This is a genomic window from Pseudomonadota bacterium (genome assembly GCA_039714795.1).
GTDB lineage: Bacteria > Pseudomonadota > Alphaproteobacteria > JAGOMX01 > JAGOMX01 > JBDLIP01.
In genome coordinates, this window is the sequence record JBDLIP010000038.1 from 1 (window position 1) to 14,535 (window position 14,535).

The window sequence follows — 14,535 nt, forward strand, 5'->3', positions numbered from 1 at the left end:
TGCCCACTATCATGGGCACATAGGCAGCGTTGGACAAAATCGGCTTCCGGCATGACGGCCAAGACGGATCAAAGTACCTCTTATCCAAAACTCAGGTTATTTAAACGGATTGTAACGAATTTTTTGGAGGGAGATATTTATGGATTATTTTTTTTCATGAGGTGACCCTGGCTATAAATCACTTTATTATTGACAGGAAGAAATATCTAGGACAATTTTGGCGGGGAGTGCTAATTAAAGAAACTACCAAAAAAATCCGAGAACCGTGGGTAAGAATAATACAAAAAAGCTTTATCTTACGCCAGCTGTGGATCTTACATGCAGTCCCAAAAGATGCGACAGAGCCGGTGACGAATAGTATGCAATGATTAACTATTTGGCAGCATCCCCAGCAGGATCCTTAGGTGCCTTAGTCTGAGCCTTCTCTGCTGCCTCTTCCCTGGCCTTGATTCGCTGTTTTTCCCGAGCTTCGAAATCGAAGTCAACAAACTGAATCACAGCCATCGGTGCATTGTCACCTTGACGGTTGCCAGCTTTTACAATACGGGTATAACCACCAGGGCGGATTTTAAATCGCTCAGCCAATGGTCCCATGAGTTTCTTAATATTATCACTATTACCAAGTACAGAAATAGCCTGACGCCTTGCATGCAACGTACCCTTTTTACCGAGAGTCACCAATTTTTCAGCAAACGGCCTCAACTCTTTGGCTTTTGGCAAGGTTGTCACCATGTGCTCATGCTCGATTAACGAGCCAGCCAAGTTTGCCAACAAAGCACGCCTGTGTGAAGACACACGCCCTAATTTACGACCACGAATACCATGCCTCATTGTTTAAACTCCTAAAATGGCTCGTCTAGTTTTCTCGACAATTCTTCAATGTTCTCTGGCGGCCAGCCTTGAACCTCTATACCCAACTCAAGTCCCATCTGAATGAGGACATCCTTGATTTCATTTAGTGACTTGCGACCAAAATTGGGAGTCTTTAACATCTCTCCTTCAGTCTTTTGCACCAAATCTCCGATATAAATAATGTTCTCATTCTTCAAACAGTTAGCTGAACGTACAGAAAGCTCAAGTTCATCCACCTTGCGCAGTAAATTTCGGTTAAATGAGATTTCCTTTTGCTCTCTTTGCAAACGCCCATGAGAAGGTTCATCAAAATTAACAAACAACTGCATCTGATCCTGCAAAATGCGTGCTGCAAAAGCAATAGCATCTTCAGGGGTAATCGAACCATCTGTTTCCAAGGAAAGCGAGAGCTTATCATAGTTGGTCACCTGTCCCACACGGGCATTTTCAACCCTATACGCCACCTTGCGAACAGGTGAAAAAATCGAATCAACGGGAATCACACCAATCGGCATATCCTCACGACGATTTTTCTCAGCAACCACATAACTTTTGCCCGAATCAACCGTCATCTCCATATCAAGAGTAGAATCATCCCCAAGTGTACAGATGACCAATTCAGGATTCAAAATGTCAACTCCAGCACCTGCATCAATATCAGCGGCCGTCAAAATACCTGCCTTGGATGATTTGAGACGAATCTTCTTGGGCTCATCACCGTGCAACCTTAAATTCAAGGATTTGATATTCAAGATAATCTCAGGAATATCTTCACGCACACCTGGAACGGATGAGAACTCATGTACCGCCCCTTCAAGACGAATCGAGGTCACTGCTGCACCCTGCAGCGACGACAACAAAATGCGTCTTAAGGAATTTCCAAGAGTTATTCCCAAACCACGCTCCAGCGGCTCAGCAACCACCGTTGCTTCTCGGTTAGGGTCCGTACCAGGTTGAATCTCTAACTGGTTTGGACGAATTAAGGATTGCCAATTCTTCTGTATCACTGCAACTTCACTCCACTATCAACGTTAGTTTGGGTTAATTATACTCTACGACGCTTGGGCGGGCGACATCCATTATGAGGGACTGGGGATACATCCCGAATAGAGGTTACTGTAAATCCTACACTTTGCAAAGCTCTCAAAGCCGCTTCCCGACCAGAGCCAGGACCTTTAACCTCTACCTGCAACGTATTCATGCCATGATCCATGGCTTTACCACCCGCTGACTCAGCTGCCATCTGAGCTGCATAGGGTGTCGACTTGCGTGACCCTTTAAACCCACAGGCTCCTGCAGAGGACCAACTGATAACATTACCTTGCGCGTCCGCTATGGTTACAACCGTATTGTTAAAGGTTGAACTAATATGCGCAACACCGGAAGGAATATTCTTTCTATTTTTACGACGAACTGATGATGTAGCTTTCTGTACCATAAATGACCTTTACTTACTTTTTTCCTACACTTATTTCTTTTTACCCGCAATTGGCTTTGCCTTACCTTTGCGGGTTCTAGCATTAGAACTTGTCCGCTGCCCATGAACCGGTAAACCCTTCCGGTGCCGAATTCCTCGGTAACACCCAAGATCCCTTAATCGCTTTATGTTCATACTGACTTCACGACGTAGATCCCCTTCCACTTGACAATCACTGTCGATCATCTCACGAATTTTTAAAACTTCGTCATCTGTCAAGTCACGGACACGACGCTGTTCTTCGATGCCTACACCACGACATATCTGCCTTGCAATATGCGAGCCTATACCAAATATCCGTGTGAGTCCAACCTCAACTCTTTTTTCAGAAGGTATATTAACACCTGCAATACGTGCCACGACTATTTATCCTTTCAATCCTTCATTTCCTCAATTGACTAGGAACACACATTAGGAAAATGCTCCTAGAAGATACTGCAATTCAAGCACAAAAGTCAACAAAATTAACCCACTTCACTTGAAGTATCAGTACTTAATCTAACAAGCTGATTTAAAGATTCAGCAATCTCATCAATTTCAGCGTCACCAGAAATGCGTTTTAGCATCCCCAGATCTTGGTAGTATTCAAGAACCGGCAACGTCTTTTCCCGATAAACTGCCAAACGCTGCTCTAAAGTCTCTTGCGTGTCGTCTTGGCGGCGCTGCAAATCCTGACCGCCACAATCATCACAAACTCCAGACTCTCGAGGGGGAGCAAACTTTAGGTGATAGCCGCGCTGACAATCCCGGCACACAATTCGCCCTGAAATCCTCTCAACCAATACTGCATCATCGACATCCAGTGCCACAACCAAATCCAGTCCCTGCCCAAAATTAGCAAGAATTGCCCCTAGAAACTCAGCCTGCTCAACCGTACGCGGATAGCCATCAAAAATGAAACCTGGTGCTTGCAAATGATCTTGCAAAAAATGCAAAACCGCCTCATTCACGATGGCTGTATCTGGAAAATCACCCCGGGCTAGAATCGGTTTAATCCTCTTACCTAAGCCAGAATTAGAGCGAATCTCAGCTCTTAATAAATCACCGGTAGATACCTTCAAAAAGCCAAAGCGTTCGGCCAACCGGTCAGCTTGGGTCCCTTTGCCAGAGCCAGGGAGACCAAAAAGAATAATGTTCAACCCTTCCTCCCACGCAATCGTGATTTGCGAATCAACCCTTCATACTGGTGGGCTAACAGATGGGACTGTACCTGAGAAACCGTGTCCATTCCAACACCAACAACAATCAACAAGCTGGTACCTCCCAAAGCAAAAGGAACACTGTACTGACTTGCTAAAATTTCAGGCAACACACATACTGCCGATAGATAAGCTGCACCCACCACCGTAAGACGTGTCAAAACATAATCCAGATACTTGGCGGTGGTACTGCCTGGACGATATCCTGGGATAAAACCACCATTCTTTTTTAAATTCTCTGCCGTCTCTTCGGGATTAAAAATAATAGCGGTATAGAAAAAAGCAAAAAAGACAATTAAACTGACGAAAATTAAATTGTATAAGATATTTCCGCGCGAAAGGTAGTGTGCAATGCCAGAAAGCCATCCTCCACCATTTTCCATCTGAGCCGTAAACGAAACAATCGTAAGAGGCATCATTAATAAGGCACTAGCAAAAATTGGAGGAATCACACCTGCACTATTAATCTTAATCGGCAAATGCGAAGATTGCCCTGCATACATTTTCATGCCCACTTGGCGCTTGGGGTATTGTACCACAAGACGGCGCTGAGCCCTTTCCATAAACACAATAGACATAATAACCACAATCGCCATGATAAATATAATGGCAATGACCGGAGTCGATAATGCACCCGTGCGCCCCATCTCCAACGTTGCAATCAATGCCCCCGGAAGGCCTGCAACAATTCCAGAGAAAATGATCAGGGAAATACCGTTACCAATACCACGCGAGGTAATTTGTTCACCAAGCCACATCAAAAACAGAGTTCCACCAATTATGGTAATGGTTGCAACAATGCGAAAGAAGAAACCCGGATCCGGCACAACCAGACCTGCCGAACTTGGTATATGCTCAAGCCCCACGACCATCATATATCCCTGAATCGTAGCTAAGAACACTGTCCCATAACGCGTGTATTGGCGAATCTTTTTCTGACCCGACTCGCCTTCCTTTTTTAGCGCTGCAAGTTGCGGCGATACCACAGTCATCAACTGCATGATAATGCTCGCAGAAATATAGGGCATCACACCAAGTGCAAAAATGGACATACGCGCTAAGGCGCCACCAGAAAATCGGTTAAAAATCCCTAAAATGCCACCAGCATGGTCCTTTGCAACCTCAGCCATAACTGCCGTGTCAATCCCCGGAAGCGGAATATAGCTTCCAAAACGAAAGACCAACAAAGCCCCTAAGGTAAACCATAGACGCTTTTTTAGATCTTCAGCCTTAGCAAAAGAACTAAAGTTTAGATTTGATGCAAATTGTTCAGCAACAGATGTCATATGAGTCTCTTAACTTTCCTGAACCTCAAGGCCTTTCGCCTCAAGACATTTTAAGGTCCCTTTAGCTTTTTCAACCAATGCAATGGCAGACTTTGATGCTCTATCGATCTCAATTTGCACCTTGTCCTTTAAGTCTCCTTTTGCAAGCAACTTAATGGGTTGGCTTTTCTTCGAAACAACACCACTAGCATACAATACCTCTTTGGTAATTGGTTTGGATGCATCAATTTTTCCAGCAGAAATAAACTCCTGCAACTGACCTGTATTGACTACAGCAAAATCTACACGAAACGGGTTATTAAATCCGCGTTTTGGCAGCCGGCGGAAAAGAGGATTTTGACCGCCCTCATACCCCTTCAGCGCAACACCAGTACGTGATTTTTGCCCCTTTTGGCCCCTACCACAGGTCTTACCTTTACCTGATCCAATACCACGACCAACACGTGTGCGAGACTTGTGGGCCTTTGGGGAACTGCTAAGCTCATTCAATCGCATTTTTTAATTCTCTCTAACTTTTCGTATTGTCTTCAACAACAAGCAAATGCTTAACCTTGTTAATCATACCACGAACCGAGGGAGTATCCTCTAATGTTCGCTGCCGATTAATCTTGTTAAGCCCCAACCCGATTAAGGTTTGCCTTTGATCGGCACGGCGCCTTGTTGCACTATGAATTTGGCGAATAGTTACCGTCTTGGTTGTTGCTGTTCTGCTCATCACTCTGCCTTCGACTTTTCAGTTGTTGACTTCTTGGAAGTTGGCTCTTGCTCTTTTGCATTCTCAGCTGAAGCCTTTTTTTCCTTTGTCTGCTCCTTTGAAGAGGCTTTCTTCTCTTGCGCTTCCGATTCAGCCTTGGATTCAGACTTGGATTCAGTTTTCGTTTCTGTTTCCTGTCTGCCCTGAGCGCGCCTTGCAATAATGTCAGAAACTTTTTTACTACGCTTGGCTGCTATATCCCGAGGCGACACCATACGCTCGAGGGCCTGAAAAGTTGCACGGACCATGTTGTTGGGATTGGCGCTCCCTATCGACTTGCTCACAACATCTTGAATACCTAGGGCTTCAAAAACAGCACGCATCGGACCACCGGCAATAATTCCAGTACCAGGGGGCGCTGCACGCATGTGAACGCGCCCAGCTCCAAAAATACCGGTAATGTCGTGGTGAAGAGTGCGGCCTTCTCTTAAGGGAACTTTGATCATCTGCCCGCGCGCTTTATCAGTCGCTTTCCTAATAGCTGAGGGAACCTCGCGGGCTTTGCCAGTACCAAATCCAACGCGTCCACGACTATCTCCTACAACCACAAGCGCAGCAAATCCCATACGGCGACCACCCTTGACCACCTTGGATACGCGATTGATGCTCACTAGTTTCTCAACAATCTCGTCTTCTCGTTTGGACCGCTCTGATGCTGCCATATTTACTGCCATCTAATTATCCCTCAACTAAAATGCAAGCCCTGCCTCACGCGCAGCATCCGCCAACGCACGGACACGCCCATGATATAATGCACCACCGCGATCAAAGACAACATCCTTGACGCCCTGTTTTATGGCTCGCCCAGCCACAAGTTTACCAACAGCTTGAGCAGCGGCAGCGTTTGACCCATTCTTAATTTTTGCACGTAAATCCTTGTCAATCGTAGAAGCAGATGCGACAGTGCTACCCTTTGCATCATCGATAACTTGCGCAAAAATATGCTTATTCGATTTAAAAACCGACAAACGCGGACGATTACCAGCTCGCTTACGCACCTGGTATCTGGCTCTTTGACCACGTCTAATTGAACGATCTAGCTTTTTCATCTATCTACACTCTTTATGCTTAATGCTCATATGCCTAATTACTTATGCTACTTCTTCTTACCTTCTTTACGGAAGATGTACTCACCTTCGTAACGAACCCCTTTGCCTTTATAAGGTTCAGGCTTACGGTACGAACGAATCTCGGCCGCAACTTGACCAACCTTCTGGCGATCCACTCCTTCAATCACGACAAGTGTTGGCTTCTCACAAGCAATTTTAATACCTTCAGGCATAGGATACCTAATTTCATGACTAAATCCAAGCTGAAGAACCAATTCGCTTCCTTGCACCGCAGCGCGGTAACCAACGCCTTCAAGAACCAAACGCTTTTTAAACCCTTCACTCACGCCTTTGACCATATTGGCAACAACACTGCGAGCAGTCCCCCACATCATTCCTGCCTCTTTCGAATCATCTTCAGGAGCAAAAGTAATTTGACCAGAATCTTGAGAATATGAAACTCTAGGCGGTAATGTAGCCTGCAACCGGCCCAGCTTGCCCTGAACTGTTAATTCGCGCCCAGCAAACTGGCAATTCACCCCTTCAGGAATAACAACCGGATTTTTTCCAACACGTGACATGAACCAATCCCTTTAAAAAACGCTACAGATAACTTCGCCGCCAATGCCCGCTGCCCGCGCATCGTTGTCTGACATCACACCCTTTGATGTTGACAACACGTAAATGCCAAGGCCACCGTATATTCGCGGCAAATCTTTTACATTTGAGTACACTCGCCTGCCCGGTTTGGAAACACGGTGCACTTCACGTATCACAGGCTCGTCATTGTGATAGCGAAGCTTGACCTCAATTTCATGAATTCCCTTGCGCACCTCACGCTGCGAATAATCAGCAATATATCCTTCCCGCTTGAGAACATCTAACACACGCACGCGCGCCTTAGATGCTGGAGAGGCTGTTACCTCTCTTCCGATTCGCTGCGCATTACGAATGCGAGTTAATAAATCTGCAATTGGATCATTAATAGCCATCTATAGTTCCCTACCAACTTGCCTTTGTCATACCAGGAATTTTTCCATTCGACGCAAGGTCTCTCAGAGCAATTCTGGAAAGCTTAAATTTACGATACGTTCCACGCGGCCTGCCGCTAAGCAAACAACGATTGCGAACGCGCGTCCTTGAACTGTTACGCGGAAGTTCTGAAAGCTTCATCTGAGCCTTGAAGCGATCTTCAGGCGACAAACTTTCATCCCTAAGCTGGATCTTCAACTCCAGACGTCGGCTCCTAAACCTTTCAGCCAACCGTTCACGTCTCTTGTTTGTCTCAACTGCACTCTTTTTTGCCATCGTCTCGTCTCTCTATCCCTTAACAAAAGGCATATTAAAGCCTTCTAGCAAACGCTTCGCTTCATCATCTGTGTTTGCCGTTGTTACAAAAATAATATCCATGCCCCGGATCTGATCAACATTGTCATAGTTGATTTCAGGAAACACAATCTGCTCACGAATTCCCATTGCATAATTGCCGCGACCATCAAAGCTTTTGGAAGATACACCCCTAAAGTCTCTCACTCGAGGAAGTGCAATATTCACCAAACGATCCATGAACTCATACATGCGCCTGCGCCTCAAGGTCACCTTAGCGCCAATGGGCATACCTTCACGCAGTTTAAACCCAGCAATAGAATTGCGAGCGCGCGTCATGACCGGCTTTTGACCGGCAATAAGCTCAAGCTCACTCAAAGCCTTTTGCACACGCTTGCTATCTTGCACCGCCTCACCAACACCAAAGTTGATGACAATCTTCTTTAATTTGGGAACCTGCATTTGGTTCTTGTAAGAAAACGCCTTCACCAAATCTTTGGTAATAACCTTTTCAAACTGCTCTTGTAAACGTGCCATCATTAAGCCTTATCAATCACTTCACCAGATTTTTTTGCATAACGTACCTTCTTGCCATCCTTAAGCACCTTAAACCCAACACGAGTAGGTTTACCAGAGGCAGGGTCAACATGCTGCACATTGGACACATCCAATCCTGCTTCTTTGACGACAATTCCCCCTTTGGGATTCAGAGCTGACGGCTTTGTATGCTTGTGAATTTTATTCACACCACTTACCAACACCTTATTCATTGTTGGAAAGACTTTCAAAACATCACCCTTTTTGCCAATATCCTTACCGGCAATAACAATAACTTCATCACCCTTACGTATCTTTAACTTCGGTTGCATACCTTACAAAACCTCCGGTGCTAAGGATATAATCTTCATAAATCCACATACTCTCAATTCTCTGGTCACGGGACCAAAAATACGAGTCCCAATGGGCTCTCTTTGCTTGTTTATCAAAACAACAGCGTTGTCATCAAAACGAATATGCGTCCCATCGAGGCGGTGGATAGGGTATGCTGTACGCACAATGGCTGCCTGACAGATCTCACCCTTTTTCACACGCCCACGTGGAATGGCTTCCTTCACGGAAACCACAATAACATCACCCACCGAGGCACTTCTCTTCTTTGATCCACCCAACACCTTGATGCACTGTACTTCACGCGCACCTGAATTATCGGCTACTCCTAATCTTGTCTGCATTTGAATCATGAAAGAAAATCCTTACCTCTAAACACCTAAGCTTCGACCGCTATTACTTTCCACGTCTTAGACTTCGAAATGGGACGACATTCCTGAATCGTCACATAATCTCCTTGTTTGGCACGATTGTCTGCATCATGCGCTGCAAACTTACTTGATCGCCTGATGTACTTTTTGTAGATTGGATGCTTGACCATTGTGTCTACTTTCACTGTCACGGTCTTGTCACACTTATCACTGACAACGATACCACGAAACTCACGCTTTGACATCGCGTACCTCACTATTCTTTTCATTCATAACCGTCTTCACTCTTGCAATCTGGCGCCGAACGGTTCTGATACGCACTGGCGAGGCGAGTTGATCATAAGCCTTTTGAAAGCGCAAATTCATTTGCTCTTGCTTCAGATTTTTCAATTCTTCACCCAACTCAGACTCTGTCTTTTTTCTCAAAACATCAACGACCATAACGCCACTCCTTAACTCTGACGCATCACAAAACGCGTTGCTATAGGCAACTTAGCTGAGGCCAATTCAAAGGCCTCTCGCGCTGTTTCCTCTGCAACACCATCTAACTCAAACATAATTCGCCCAGGTTTAACCCTACAAGCCCAGTACTCAGGCGTACCTTTTCCCTTACCTTGACGAACTTCAGCCGGCTTTTTGCTCACAGGAACATCCGGAAAAATCCGAATCCATACTCTACCTGCGCGACGCATATGACGGGTAATAGCACGTCTTGCGGCTTCAATTTGCCTGGCAGTAATCCGTGAGGGCTGAACTGCTTTCAAACCATAAGCACCAAAATTCAAGTCCGTACCCCCCTTGGCTTTTCCATGGATACGCCCCTTAAACGCTTTCCTAAATCTCGTTTTTTTGGGTGCTAACATTTTCTCTCTCTATCTCTTTGTTCTCAATTACCGATTCGCCTGAGCTGATTTAGCTTTTTGTTCCTGGGAGTGCATATCTTGTTCCATAATCTCACCCTTAAAAATCCAAACCTTAACACCACAGGTGCCATAGGTCGTAAAAGCCGTTGCAACGCCATAATCCACATCCGCTCGCAAGGTATGCAAAGGCACACGACCCTCACGATACTCTTCCTTGCGCGCAATTTCAGCACCTCCCAAGCGCCCAGAACACACAATTCGGATACCCTCAGCTCCTAGACGCATAGCTGACTGCATCGCACGTCTCATAGCACGCTTATAACCTACACGCCTCTCCATTTGCTGGGCAATACTCTCGGCTACAAGTCGGGCATCAATCTCGGGCTTGCGAATTTCAAACAAATTAATTTGAATCTCGCAACCCATAACCTTAGTCAGCTCTTTTTTCAAGAGCTCAATATCAACGCCCTTTTTACCGATGACCACTCCAGGTCGGGCGGTATGAATTGTGATCACAGCTTTCTTAGCAGGGCGCTCAATGACAATTTTTGAGATACCAGCCTTTGGCAGTCGATCACGAATAAGGTTACGGATTTTAAGATCCTCGTGCAACATTTCCGAATAGGAACGTACAGAAAACCACCTGGAATCCCACGTCCTGTTGATTCCTACTCGAAAACCTATCGGATTAACTTTTTGACCCATTCCAATGCATTCCTTACTTCAACGCTTTTATGTCAACACCCGCCGACTAAAATCACTCTTCTCTCAACATGATGCGCACATCACTATAGGGTTTTAAAATTTTCCCCGCTCTTCCTCGTGCTCTGGCTTTCCAACGCTTCAACACGAACGCTTTACCAACGGTTGCCTCAGCAACAACCAGGCGATCGACATCAAGATCAAAATTGTTCTCTGCGTTTGCAATGGCCGATTCTACAACTTTCTTCACCGGTTTAGCAACTCTTTTCTGGCAAGCAGCAAGATATTTCAAAGCTGAAGAAACATCTTTTCCGCGAATCATCTTCAACACCAGATTCACCTTTTGCGAACTCCCCTTCAAGCCGCGCAAACCTGCCGTTGCAGTACCTCTTTCTGTCGACATATTATCCTCTTCTCGCCTTTTTATCTGCCACGTGACCATAAAATGTACGTGTTAATGCAAACTCTCCGAACTTCTGACCAATCATTTCTTCCGTTACATATACAGGGATGAATTTTTGCCCATTATGCACGCCAAACGTTAACCCTACAAATTGAGGAACAATCGTGGAACGACGCGACCAAGTCCTGATGACATCTTTCCTACCCGAAGCGCGTACAGCCTGCGCTTTGGCAAGCAGATGGCGTTCTACAAAAGGCCCTTTCCAAACTGAACGTGACACTCTATTTGTTCTCCAATTTTAAAAACTACGCTCTACGCCTGATGATAAGCTTATCTGAAGGCTTACGACCACGCGTTCTCTTTCCTTTGGTTGACTTACCCCACGGTGTCACCGGGTGACGTCCACCCGAGCTTTTACCTTCACCACCACCATGAGGGTGGTCTATCGGGTTCATAGCAACACCACGGACACTCGGTCTGCGCCCCATCCAACGAGCTCGACCAGCTTTACCCAAATTGATATTTTTCTGGTCAGGATTGGATACAGCACCCACCGTAGCACAACATTCACTACGAACCATCCTCACCTCACCTGAAGCAAGTTTCAACTGTGCGTAATCACCATCCCGGCCAACAACTTGAATGTAAGATCCAGCGGAACGAGCAAGCTGCCCGCCTTTACCAGATTTCATCTCAACATTGTGCACAATGGTTCCAATCGGTACATTGCGTAATGGTAAGGTATTGCCTGGCTTAATGTCGACATTATCTCCTGAAATGACCTGATCACCAACCTCTAAACGCTGCGGAGCCAAAATATAAGATAACTCTCCGTCGGTATATTTAATCAGTGCAATAAAGGCTGTACGGTTGGGATCATATTCGATCCGCTCTACTTTGGCAGCCATATCTTTTTTCGATCTCAGAAAATCAACCTTACGGTAGCGACACTTGTGCCCGCCACCAACATGACGAACTGTCATACGGCCGTTGTTATTCCGGCCACCACTCCTTGTTTTGCCGGCGACCAAAGATTTTTCAGGTCCCCCCTTCCAAAGCTTTGAACGCTCCACAATCACCAGCTGTCGCTGTGAGGGAGTCACAGGGTTAAATACTTTTAAAGCCATTTCTACAATCCAGCACTTAAATCAATGGTTTGTCCCTGAGCCAAACGTATAATCGCCTTTTTGACGTCATTACGTTTGCCCTTGCGTCCACGAAATCGCGTAGTCTTGCCCTTTACATTCATTGTGTTAACAGACTCAACCTCTACGCTATACAGTTTTTCAACAGCTGCTTTGATGTCTGCTTTGGTGCCCGCCTGCACAACTTTGAACGTATATTGATTGTTCTCGGTAGCCGTCGTTGCTTTTTCCGTAATCACCGGCGCCAAGAGTACGTCGTAAACGTCAGCGGTCTCGGTATTAAATGCTCTGGCTGCTTTCGTGCTCATACTAACCTTTCCTCTAGTGATTTGACTGCTGCTTTGGTCAAAATCAAACTCTGATGACGTAGGATATCATAAACATTAAGCCCCTGAGAAGGCAGGACGTTCACATTTACAATATTTGACAACGCACGCTTAAAACCATCAGCAGGCTCACTATGATCCACAAATAAACCTGAGGACACTCCCAGGCCCTTAATCTTTTCGCTAAGATCCTTGGTTTTAGTCAAATTGGCATCAAGAGCATCCAAAATAATCAGCTCACCAAGCTTGGCCTTGCAGGAAAGAGCAGTCTTCAAGCCTAGAACCCGAACTTTTTTGGGAAGCTTCATGTTATGGCTGCGCACAACTGGACCAAAAATGGTTGCACCCCCTCGAAACTGAGGCGCTCTCAAACTTCCTGCACGCGCTCTACCAGTCCCCTTCTGGCGCCACGGCTTTTTTGTAGTGCCTCTAATCTCACTGATACCTTTTGTCTTGTGGTTTCCCGAGCGACGATTCGCTTGCTGCCAACGAACCACCTGATGCAAGATATCTCTGCGATCAGGCAATCCAAAGACAGCGTCAGCCAAATCAATACTGCCAACTTTCTTACTTTCTAAACTCGTGACGTTATACTTCATAACCTATCTCGCTTCAGTCTCTATTTATCTTCGCGCTTTGGTGTCTCTGACGCAACTGTTTTTGAATCGGTCGTTTTTTCCTCTTCTCTACGCTCTTTAGCATCAACAGCCTTTGCTTTAAGGGCAGCAGGATAGGGTCGTTCACCCACCTTCTGCTTTTTAACAGCATCAGACAACAAAACACAAGATCCTTTTGCACCAGGAACCGCACCTTTAACTAAAATCAAACCTTGATCAGCATCGGTTGAGACAATTTCTAAGCTCTGAACAGTCACCTGCTTATTACCCAATTGTCCAGCCATCTTCTTGCCTTTAAACACACGACCAGGATCTTGACATTGACCCGTTGACCCGGCACTTCTGTGGGAAATCGACACACCGTGGCTCGCACGCAAACCACCGAAATTATGGCGTTTCATAACACCTGCAAACCCTTTACCAATCGAAGTACCAACAGCATCAACAAGCTGCCCCGGCACAAAGTGCTCAACAGAAATTTGATCTCCTACATTCAACAGGGCATCTTGCGCTACACGAAACTCCGTAACATATCTTTTCGGAGCCACTTTTGCTTTGGCAAAGTGACCTCGCATTGCCTTGCTGGTGTTTTTGACCTTTGCTTGACCAGCTCCAAGCTGGACTGCATTATAACCATCTGTTTCTTGGAGGCGCCGAGCCACGACTTCACAATCGTCAACACGCAAAACGGTTACCGGAATATGCTCACCCTTTTCCGATAAAAGGCGCGTCATACCAACCTTCTCTGTAATGACTCCTGTTCTCATCTCATCGCACCTATACTTTAATTTCCACATCAACACCTGCAGCTAAATCTAGCTTCATCAGGGCATCAACCGTTTGTGGTGACCAGTTCAAGATGTCAAGTACACGCTTGTGTGTACGAATCTCAAATTGCTCCCTCGACTTCTTGTCGATATGGGGAGAACGGTTGACTGTAAACAGCTCTCTTCTTGTCGGTAAAGGAACAGGACCTCTTACGGCCGCTCCTGTTCGTTTGGCCGTCGATACTATTTCCATGGTCGATTGATCAAGCAATCGATGGTCATAGGCTTTCAATCTAATGCGTATATTCTGGCCTTCCATTGTTCCTCTACCTACTTCTTCTAAATACCTATTTTACAACCTTCGTGACCACGCCAGCACCAACGGTGTGACCACCCTCACGAATCGCAAAACGCAAGCCTTCATCCATCGCAATCGGCGCTATCAACTCAGCCGTGACTTTGATGTTGTCACCTGGCATCACCATTTCCGTACCACTGGGCAACTCTACA

General features: G+C 45.8%; 27 protein-coding genes and 1 pseudogene. All 28 read right to left on the bottom strand.

Annotation, left to right across the window (positions count from 1 at the left end):
- Positions 1-372: 372 nt before the first annotated feature.
- The gene (rplQ, locus tag ABFQ95_04180) at positions 373-831 is read right to left on the bottom strand and encodes a 50S ribosomal protein L17 (protein ID MEN8236724.1); all 459 of its coding nucleotides are present in this window, start codon (positions 829-831) and stop codon (positions 373-375) included.
- Between the two features lie 11 nt (positions 832-842).
- Complete coding sequence (locus ABFQ95_04185) at positions 843-1,859, bottom strand: DNA-directed RNA polymerase subunit alpha (protein ID MEN8236725.1); 1,017 nt, start codon at positions 1,857-1,859, stop codon at positions 843-845.
- Between the two features lie 38 nt (positions 1,860-1,897).
- Positions 1,898-2,290: a 30S ribosomal protein S11 gene (gene rpsK / locus ABFQ95_04190; GenBank protein MEN8236726.1), complete on the bottom strand. Its 393-nt coding sequence runs from the start codon at positions 2,288-2,290 to the stop codon at positions 1,898-1,900.
- 30 nt (positions 2,291-2,320) lie between these two features.
- Positions 2,321-2,689 carry a 30S ribosomal protein S13 gene (gene rpsM / locus ABFQ95_04195; GenBank protein MEN8236727.1) on the bottom strand — a complete coding sequence of 123 codons (369 nt, stop codon included), beginning with the start codon at positions 2,687-2,689 and terminating at the stop codon, positions 2,321-2,323.
- A 104-nt stretch (positions 2,690-2,793) separates the two neighbouring features.
- Positions 2,794-3,468, bottom strand: a complete 675-nt coding sequence (locus tag ABFQ95_04200; GenBank protein MEN8236728.1) for an adenylate kinase — start codon at positions 3,466-3,468, stop codon at positions 2,794-2,796.
- On the bottom strand, positions 3,465-4,814 hold the full coding sequence (secY, locus tag ABFQ95_04205) for a preprotein translocase subunit SecY (protein MEN8236729.1): 1,350 nt from the start codon (positions 4,812-4,814) through the stop codon (positions 3,465-3,467). The genes ABFQ95_04200 and secY overlap by 4 nt, the downstream gene beginning before the upstream one ends.
- Before the next feature lie 9 nt (positions 4,815-4,823).
- On the bottom strand, positions 4,824-5,309 hold the full coding sequence (gene rplO, locus ABFQ95_04210) for a 50S ribosomal protein L15 (GenBank protein ID MEN8236730.1): 486 nt from the start codon (positions 5,307-5,309) through the stop codon (positions 4,824-4,826).
- Between the two features lie 13 nt (positions 5,310-5,322).
- Positions 5,323-5,529, bottom strand: a complete 207-nt coding sequence (gene rpmD, locus ABFQ95_04215) for a 50S ribosomal protein L30 (GenBank protein ID MEN8236731.1) — start codon at positions 5,527-5,529, stop codon at positions 5,323-5,325.
- A 188-nt stretch (positions 5,530-5,717) separates the two neighbouring features.
- Positions 5,718-6,230 (bottom strand): annotated as a pseudogene (rpsE, locus tag ABFQ95_04220) (30S ribosomal protein S5).
- A 27-nt stretch (positions 6,231-6,257) separates the two neighbouring features.
- Positions 6,258-6,617 carry a 50S ribosomal protein L18 gene (rplR, locus tag ABFQ95_04225; GenBank protein MEN8236732.1) on the bottom strand — a complete coding sequence of 120 codons (360 nt, stop codon included), beginning with the start codon at positions 6,615-6,617 and terminating at the stop codon, positions 6,258-6,260.
- A gap of 47 nt (positions 6,618-6,664) precedes the next feature.
- Positions 6,665-7,198, bottom strand: coding sequence for a 50S ribosomal protein L6 (rplF, locus tag ABFQ95_04230; GenBank protein ID MEN8236733.1), 534 nt, complete (start codon positions 7,196-7,198; stop codon positions 6,665-6,667).
- A gap of 12 nt (positions 7,199-7,210) precedes the next feature.
- A complete protein-coding gene (gene rpsH, locus ABFQ95_04235) occupies positions 7,211-7,609 on the bottom strand; it encodes a 30S ribosomal protein S8 (protein MEN8236734.1) in 399 nt (132 codons plus the stop codon).
- A 10-nt stretch (positions 7,610-7,619) separates the two neighbouring features.
- On the bottom strand, positions 7,620-7,925 hold the full coding sequence (gene rpsN / locus ABFQ95_04240) for a 30S ribosomal protein S14 (GenBank protein MEN8236735.1): 306 nt from the start codon (positions 7,923-7,925) through the stop codon (positions 7,620-7,622).
- Positions 7,926-7,937: 12 nt separating this feature from the next.
- Positions 7,938-8,483, bottom strand: a complete 546-nt coding sequence (gene rplE / locus ABFQ95_04245) for a 50S ribosomal protein L5 (protein ID MEN8236736.1) — start codon at positions 8,481-8,483, stop codon at positions 7,938-7,940.
- A complete protein-coding gene (gene rplX, locus ABFQ95_04250) occupies positions 8,483-8,812 on the bottom strand; it encodes a 50S ribosomal protein L24 (GenBank protein MEN8236737.1) in 330 nt (109 codons plus the stop codon). Before rplX ends, rplE begins: the two co-directional genes overlap by 1 nt.
- Before the next feature lie 3 nt (positions 8,813-8,815).
- Positions 8,816-9,184: a 50S ribosomal protein L14 gene (gene rplN, locus ABFQ95_04255; protein MEN8236738.1), complete on the bottom strand. Its 369-nt coding sequence runs from the start codon at positions 9,182-9,184 to the stop codon at positions 8,816-8,818.
- Between the two features lie 26 nt (positions 9,185-9,210).
- A complete protein-coding gene (rpsQ, locus tag ABFQ95_04260; protein MEN8236739.1) occupies positions 9,211-9,447 on the bottom strand; it encodes a 30S ribosomal protein S17 in 237 nt (78 codons plus the stop codon).
- Positions 9,434-9,643, bottom strand: coding sequence for a 50S ribosomal protein L29 (gene rpmC / locus ABFQ95_04265; GenBank protein MEN8236740.1), 210 nt, complete (start codon positions 9,641-9,643; stop codon positions 9,434-9,436). Before rpmC ends, rpsQ begins: the two co-directional genes overlap by 14 nt.
- A gap of 11 nt (positions 9,644-9,654) precedes the next feature.
- A complete protein-coding gene (gene rplP / locus ABFQ95_04270; protein MEN8236741.1) occupies positions 9,655-10,065 on the bottom strand; it encodes a 50S ribosomal protein L16 in 411 nt (136 codons plus the stop codon).
- Between the two features lie 27 nt (positions 10,066-10,092).
- Positions 10,093-10,770: a 30S ribosomal protein S3 gene (rpsC, locus tag ABFQ95_04275; GenBank protein ID MEN8236742.1), complete on the bottom strand. Its 678-nt coding sequence runs from the start codon at positions 10,768-10,770 to the stop codon at positions 10,093-10,095.
- Between the two features lie 52 nt (positions 10,771-10,822).
- The gene (gene rplV / locus ABFQ95_04280; protein ID MEN8236743.1) at positions 10,823-11,170 is read right to left on the bottom strand and encodes a 50S ribosomal protein L22; all 348 of its coding nucleotides are present in this window, start codon (positions 11,168-11,170) and stop codon (positions 10,823-10,825) included.
- 1 nt (position 11,171) lies between these two features.
- Entirely contained in the window at positions 11,172-11,450 is a 279-nt protein-coding gene (gene rpsS, locus ABFQ95_04285; GenBank protein ID MEN8236744.1) for a 30S ribosomal protein S19, read from the bottom strand.
- Positions 11,451-11,475: 25 nt separating this feature from the next.
- The gene (gene rplB, locus ABFQ95_04290; GenBank protein ID MEN8236745.1) at positions 11,476-12,297 is read right to left on the bottom strand and encodes a 50S ribosomal protein L2; all 822 of its coding nucleotides are present in this window, start codon (positions 12,295-12,297) and stop codon (positions 11,476-11,478) included.
- Between the two features lie 2 nt (positions 12,298-12,299).
- Positions 12,300-12,623, bottom strand: coding sequence for a 50S ribosomal protein L23 (locus ABFQ95_04295; protein ID MEN8236746.1), 324 nt, complete (start codon positions 12,621-12,623; stop codon positions 12,300-12,302).
- On the bottom strand, positions 12,620-13,240 hold the full coding sequence (gene rplD, locus ABFQ95_04300; protein MEN8236747.1) for a 50S ribosomal protein L4: 621 nt from the start codon (positions 13,238-13,240) through the stop codon (positions 12,620-12,622). The genes ABFQ95_04295 and rplD overlap by 4 nt, the downstream gene beginning before the upstream one ends.
- A 20-nt stretch (positions 13,241-13,260) precedes the next feature.
- On the bottom strand, positions 13,261-14,025 hold the full coding sequence (gene rplC / locus ABFQ95_04305; protein ID MEN8236748.1) for a 50S ribosomal protein L3: 765 nt from the start codon (positions 14,023-14,025) through the stop codon (positions 13,261-13,263).
- Positions 14,026-14,035: 10 nt separating this feature from the next.
- Complete coding sequence (gene rpsJ / locus ABFQ95_04310) at positions 14,036-14,344, bottom strand: 30S ribosomal protein S10 (GenBank protein MEN8236749.1); 309 nt, start codon at positions 14,342-14,344, stop codon at positions 14,036-14,038.
- A 28-nt stretch (positions 14,345-14,372) separates the two neighbouring features.
- On the bottom strand, positions 14,373-14,535 hold a 163-nt coding region (gene tuf, locus ABFQ95_04315; protein ID MEN8236750.1), incomplete at its 5' end, for an elongation factor Tu.